General features: G+C 71.4%; 7 protein-coding genes and 1 pseudogene. All 8 read left to right on the forward strand.

Annotation, left to right across the window (positions count from 1 at the left end; translation table 11 throughout):
- Nucleotides 1-410, forward strand: a 410-nt coding sequence (gene pdxT, locus ACI379_RS15455) for a pyridoxal 5'-phosphate synthase glutaminase subunit PdxT (protein ID WP_439793000.1), incomplete at its 5' end; no start/stop codon positions are given.
- A 34-nt stretch (nt 411-444) separates the two neighbouring features.
- Entirely contained in the window at nt 445-1,212 is a 768-nt protein-coding gene (locus ACI379_RS15460) for a YebC/PmpR family DNA-binding transcriptional regulator (RefSeq protein WP_439793001.1), read from the forward strand.
- A 190-nt stretch (nt 1,213-1,402) separates the two neighbouring features.
- Complete coding sequence (gene ruvC, locus ACI379_RS15465; protein WP_439793007.1) at nt 1,403-1,915, forward strand: crossover junction endodeoxyribonuclease RuvC; 513 nt, start codon at nt 1,403-1,405, stop codon at nt 1,913-1,915.
- Nucleotides 1,912-2,511, forward strand: coding sequence for a Holliday junction branch migration protein RuvA (ruvA, locus tag ACI379_RS15470; RefSeq protein WP_439793002.1), 600 nt, complete (start codon nt 1,912-1,914; stop codon nt 2,509-2,511). The genes ruvC and ruvA overlap by 4 nt, the downstream gene beginning before the upstream one ends.
- A gap of 44 nt (nt 2,512-2,555) precedes the next feature.
- Nucleotides 2,556-3,647, forward strand: coding sequence for a Holliday junction branch migration DNA helicase RuvB (gene ruvB / locus ACI379_RS15475; RefSeq protein WP_439793003.1), 1,092 nt, complete (start codon nt 2,556-2,558; stop codon nt 3,645-3,647).
- A gap of 88 nt (nt 3,648-3,735) precedes the next feature.
- The gene (locus ACI379_RS15480; protein ID WP_439793005.1) at nt 3,736-4,302 is read left to right on the forward strand and encodes an HhH-GPD-type base excision DNA repair protein; all 567 of its coding nucleotides are present in this window, start codon (nt 3,736-3,738) and stop codon (nt 4,300-4,302) included.
- A 143-nt stretch (nt 4,303-4,445) separates the two neighbouring features.
- Complete coding sequence (locus ACI379_RS15485; RefSeq protein WP_439793006.1) at nt 4,446-5,909, forward strand: MmgE/PrpD family protein; 1,464 nt, start codon at nt 4,446-4,448, stop codon at nt 5,907-5,909.
- Nucleotides 5,906-6,113, forward strand: a pseudogene (locus tag ACI379_RS15490) (hypothetical protein); the annotation flags it as partial. The gene ACI379_RS15485 and the pseudogene ACI379_RS15490, both read left to right, overlap by 4 nt.

The following is a 6,113-nucleotide window of genomic DNA, read 5'->3' on the forward strand; positions in this document are numbered from 1 at the left end:
AGGCGGTGCGCGGTGGGCTGCCGGCCTTCGGGACGTGCGCGGGGATGATCCTGCTCGCGGACCGGATCGAGGACGGTGCGGCCGGGCAGGAGACCATCGGCGGGCTGGACGTGACGGTGCGCCGCAACGCCTTCGGGCGGCAGGTCGACTCCTTCGAGACCGACCTCGCCTTCACCGGCCTCGAGGAGCCGGTGCACGCCGTCTTCATCCGTGCCCCCGCGGTCGAGTCGGTGGGGGCGGGCGTGGAGGTGCTCGCACGCGTACGGGGTGAGGGCGAGGCTGGTGCTGCCGACCACGGTAGGATCGTCGCCGTTCGCCAGGGCCACCTGATGGCGACCTCCTTCCACCCGGAGGTCGGCGGGGACACCCGTGTGCACCGGTCGTTCGTCGACCTGGTGCGATCGACCTGAGCGAGTCCGTAGGAACACGACGGGAAGAGGGACCATGTCAGGCCACTCCAAGTGGGCGACCACCAAGCACAAGAAGGCCGCGATCGACGCGAAGCGCGGCAAGCTCTTCGCCAAGCTGATCAAGAACATCGAGATCGCGGCCAAGATGGGCGGGCCCGACCCGTCCGGCAACCCGACGCTGTACGACGCCATCCAGAAGGCGAAGAAGCAGTCGGTCCCCAACAAGAACATCGACTCCGCGGTCAAGCGTGGCGGTGGCCTCGAGGGTGGCGGCGTCAACTACGAGACGATCATGTACGAGGTGTACGCCGCCGGTGGCGTGGGCGTCCTCGTGGAGTGTCTGACCGACAACCGCAACCGTGCCGCGATGGAGGTCCGCACCGCGGTCACCCGCAACGGCGGCACCATGGCCGACCCCGGCTCCGTCTCGCGGCTGTTCAACCGCAAGGGCGTCGTGGTGGTCTCCAAGGCGCAGGAGTCGCGTGAGGTGGCCGAGGACGACGTCCTCGAGTCGACCCTCGACGCGGGCGCGGAGGACGTGCTCGACCTGGGCGAGACGCTGCAGGTGCAGTCCGAGCCCAACGACGTCGTCGCGGTGCGCACGGCCCTGCAGGAGTCCGGCATCGACTACGACTCCGCCGAGGTCGAGTTCGTCGCCAGCCTCGACATCCCCGTCGACGCGGACGCCGCGCGCAAGGTCTTCAAGGTGATCGACGCCCTGGAGGACCTCGACGACGTGCAGAACGTCTTCTCCAACGTCGACATCAGCGAGGACGTCCTCGCCGAGCTCGAGAACGACTGAGCGCTCCGTACGGACAGACGGAAGGACGCCCACCTGGTGGTGGGCGTCCTTCCGCCGTTCCGGGCCGCGAGCGTGTCGACGGCGCGCCCGCCCCGGCGCTGGGTTAGCGTGTGTGCGAACAGGTGTTCGGATGCCGGTGTCCCGGTGTCCGTCGGACGAGTCGGCAAAGGGCGGGTGGGCGATGCGCGTGCTGGGGATCGATCCCGGGCTGACCCGCTGCGGGGTCGGGGTCGTCGACGGCAGCGTCGGTCGCCCGTTGACCCTGGTCGACGTGGGCGTGGTCCGTACGTCCTCGCACCTGGACGTGCCCGAGCGCCTGGTCACCATCGAGAAGGGGATCGACGCCTGGCTCGACGAGTACCGCCCCGATGCCGTGGCGGTCGAGCGCGTCTTCGCCCGCTCGGACGTCTCCACGATCATGGGCACCGCCCAGGCCAGCGGGATCGCGATGGTCGCGGCGGCCCGCCGGGGCCTGCCCGTCGCCATGCACACGCCCAGTGAGGTCAAGGCGGCCGTCACCGGCAACGGCCGCGCCGACAAGCAGCAGGTGGGTGCCATGGTCACCCGGATCCTGCGCCTCGACGCACCGCCCAAGCCCGCCGACGCGGCCGACGCGCTCGCGCTGGCCATCACCCACGTGTGGCGCGGAGGCGCCCAGAACCGGATCGAGGCGGCGATCGCCGCCGCAGGGAGGAAGCGATGATCGCCTTCGTCAGCGGCCGGGTGGCCGCACTCACCCTCTCCAGCGCCGTGGTGGAGGTGGGTGGCGTCGGCCTCGAGCTGCTCTGCACCCCCAACACGCTGGCGACGCTGCGGGTGGGGGAGCAGGCGACCCTGCCCTCGACGATGGTGGTCCGCGAGGACTCCATGACGTTGTTCGGGTTCACCGACGACGACGAGAAGGAGATGTTCTCGCTGCTGCAGACCGCCTCCGGGGTCGGTCCCAAGCTGGCCCAGGCCACGCTGGCGGTGCTGTCGCCCGACGCCCTGCGGGAGGCGATCGCCGGTGAGCAGGTCGCCCGCCTGACCAAGGTGCCCGGCATCGGCCAGAAGGGCGCGCAGAAGATCATCGTCGAACTCAAGGACCGGATTGGCCCCGTGACCTCCAGCCGTACGGCCACCGCCGGCGTCGGGGTGGCGTCGGCGTGGCGCGACCAGGTCCAGCAGGGGCTGGTGGGTCTGGGGTGGTCCGCGAAGGACGCCGACAAGGCCGTCGACGCCGTGGCCCCCGAGGCCGGCGAGTCGCCGGACGTCGGTGCGCTGCTCCGCGCGGCCCTGCGTACGCTCAGCAAGGCGTGAACCGCGCCGTGCGAGTCGACCTGACGCCTGGGAGCCGCTGAACCATGGACTGGACCGACGACGACCTCGACGCCCACTACGGGGCGGTCGAGGGCGAGCACCTGCGCCGCGTGACTGACGCGGAGGCGGAGGGTGACGAGCGCGCCGTCGAGGCTGCGTTGCGCCCCCGTACCCTCGACGAGGTCGTGGGGCAGTCGCGGGTGCGCGACCAGCTCGGCCTGGTGCTCGAGGCGGCCCGCCGCCGCGGACGCGCGCCCGACCACGTGCTCCTCTCCGGGCCGCCCGGGCTCGGCAAGACCACGCTCGCGATGATCATCGCCTCCGAGATGGGCGTGCCGCTGCGTCTCACGAGCGGCCCGGCGATCACCCACGCCGGCGACCTGGCCGCGATCCTGTCCGGCCTCAACGAGGGTGACGTCCTCTTCGTCGACGAGATCCACCGGATGTCGCGGCCCGCCGAGGAGATGCTCTACATGGCGATGGAGGACTTCCGGGTCGACGTCGTCATCGGCAAGGGGCCGGGCGCCACGGCGATCCCGATCGAGCTCCCGCCGTTCACGCTGGTGGGCGCGACCACGCGGGCTGGCCTGCTGCCCGGGCCGCTGCGGGACCGGTTCGGGTTCACCGCCCACCTGGAGTTCTACGAGCCGGCCGAGCTGGACCTCATCGTGCACCGGTCCGCCGGGCTGCTCGGCGTCGAGCTGCTGGCCGAGGGGGCGGCTGAGATCGCGCTGCGCTCCCGCGGCACCCCGCGCATCGCCAACCGCCTGCTGCGCCGCGTGCGCGACTACGCCCAGGTGCGTGCCGACGGCGTGGTCACCCAGCAGATCGCCCACGCGGCGCTGGACATGTTCGAGGTCGACCAGTCCGGCCTCGACCGGCTCGACCGGGGCGTCCTCGACGTCCTCTGCCGCCGCTTCGGCGGGGGACCGGTCGGCGTCTCCACCCTCGCGGTCGCCGTGGGCGAGGAGCGCGAGACCGTCGAGGAGGTCGCCGAGCCGTTCCTCGTACGCATGGGCATGCTCGCCCGGACCCCGCGCGGCCGGATCGCGACCCCGGCGGCGTGGCGGCACCTCGGGCTGCCGGTGCCCGCGTCGGCCGCCATGGGGGACGCGTCGCTGTTCGAGGACCTCTGAGTCCTCCCGGGGGCTGAGCCCGTGCTCCGGCTGCGCCGGGGCCGGGTGGACGCTCGGCGCGCGGGAACCGGTCTGAGAGGATCGGACCATGGGTTTCCAGATCTGCCAGGACGCAGCCGCTGACAAGGTCCTCGACGACTCCCCGTTCGCCCTCGTGATGGGGATGCAGCTGGACCAGCAGTACCCCATGGAGCACGCGTTCCGCGGCCCGGCCAAGGTGCTGGACCGCTTCGGCACGATCGAGCCGGCCGCCATCGCGGCGGCCGACCCCGACGCGTTCGCCGAGATGGCGGCGACCACGCCGGCCATCCACCGGTTCCCGGGCTCCATGGCGGCCAAGGTGCAGGCGCTCGCCGCGATCGTGGAGAACGAGTACGGCGGTGACGCCTCGCGCATCTGGACCGAGGCCAAGGACGCCAAGGACCTGCTCAAGCGCATCCAGGCCCTGCCGGGCTTCGGCAAGCAGAAGGCGCAGATCCTGCTCGCGCTGCTGGTCAAGCAGGTCGGTGTGACGGCCGACGGCTGGGAGTCCGTGGTCGGCGACTACGCCCTGGAGGGCTACCGCTCGGTCGCCGACGTGGTCGACGGGGACTCGCTGCAGAAGGTGCGCGACTTCAAGAAGGCGAAGAAGGCGGCGGCCAAGGCCCAGGCCTGACCACTCAGTGGTCACGAAGGCCCGCGTACCGGGGCTCGCGGAGACGACTTCTCACGACTTCCGCCACTGAGCGGCAGGGCGGGGTGACGGGCCTCACGGGTTCCTAACGTCCTCCTCACACCGCTTGTGAAGGAGGTCACACCATGACGGAACTCGTCACCCAACGCCTGGGCAGGTTCGTCACCGACACCGGGTTCGACCAGCTCCCCTCGGACGTCGTCGACTACACGAAACTGCTCGTTCTCGACTCGATCGCGTGCGGTCTCGGCGCCTCCCAGATGGAGCGCACCCGAATGGGGCACCGCGTCGCGGCGCGCCTCGGTGATGGCCAGGAGGCGACCCTGTTCGGGATGGACCGGCTGGTGCCGGCCACCCACGCCGCCTCGGCCAACGCCGAGATCATGAACCTGCTCGACGCCGACGACACGTTCTTCAACTCCGCCCACTTCGTGATCCTCAACGTCGCCGCAGCCCTCGCCGAGGCCGAGCGCACCGGCGGGTCCGGCGCGGAGCTGGTGCGTGCCGTCGCCCTCGGGTTCGACGTGAGCGCCCGGTTCAACCTGGCCAGCTCGTTCATGACGTTCGAGGACGGCGAGTTCCGCTGGTCGGAGCTGTTCGGCAGCGGGTACGCCGCGATGGGCGCCGCGGCGTCCGCCGGCATCGTGCTCGGCCTGGATGCGAACCAGATGGCCGACGCGTTCGCGCTGGTCGCCGGCACCGCCCCGGGCGCCCGCAACTCCAACGCCTGGGTGCGCCGCGAGTACGCCTCGTACAAGCACGCCCCCAACTACAACCTTGTGCAGAACGCGATGACGTCGGTGCTGCTCGCCGAGCACGGCTACCGCGGCGAGCTGGACCTGGTCGACCTCGTCCCCGGCTTCATCGAGGGCCAGGGGTTCGTCAGCCGCGACCTGGAGCCGCTCACCCGTGAGCTGGGCAGCCAGTGGTGGATCCGAGACAGCGCGGTCAAGTTCCTGCCCTCGTGCCGCTACACCCACGCCCCGGCGCACACGCTGGAGAAGTTCATGGCGGCCAACGGCCTGGGTGCTGGCGACATCGAGTCGATCGAGGTACGGCTCAACCCGGCCGCGTTCAGCATGTCGGTCTTCAACGACCCGGCCCGCTCGTTCGACCCCGACGACCACCGCTCGCCGATGCACGCGCAGTTCAACATCCCCTTCGTGCTGGCGAACGTCGCGCTGGGCAACCGCCCCGGCGCCGGCTGGTACACCCCGGAGAACCTGGCCGACCCGCGCGTGTGGGAGGTCGCCGACCGGATCACCACCTCGGCCGACCCGTCGCTGGCGGAGGAGTGGGACTCCGAGATCAACGACGGTGTGGGTCGTCCTCGGCGTACCCGCGGCTCGCTGACCATCCGGGCCGGCGGACAGGAGCTGCAGGTCGACGAGGACTTCGCCCCCGGCGACCCGTGGTCGAAGGAGACCGCCCCCACCTGGGCGGACGTCGAGCGCAAGCTGCGCAACTTCTGCCACGACATCGTCCCGGGCGAGCAGCTCACGTCGCTGGTGGCGGTGGTCCGCGACCTCGACAAGGTCGACGACGTACGCGCACACCTCACCCCGCTGCTCCAGGCGGGTGCTCGATGAGCGCCGTCGTGACCCCGGCGCCGACCCGCCCGTTCGTGGCGACGGGCCGGCTGGCCGGACGGCGCGCGGTGGTCACCGGCGGCGGTGCCGGGATCGGTCTCGGCATCCTGCGTTGCCTGGTCGCCGAGGGCGCCCGTGTCCTCATCGCCGACCTCGACCCGGTGGCTGCCGACGTGGCCGCCGCGCTGCGCGAGGAGTTCGCTG

Origin of the sequence: Nocardioides sp. (assembly GCF_051876515.1) — a bacterium.
Taxonomy (GTDB): domain Bacteria; phylum Actinomycetota; class Actinomycetes; order Propionibacteriales; family Nocardioidaceae; genus Nocardioides.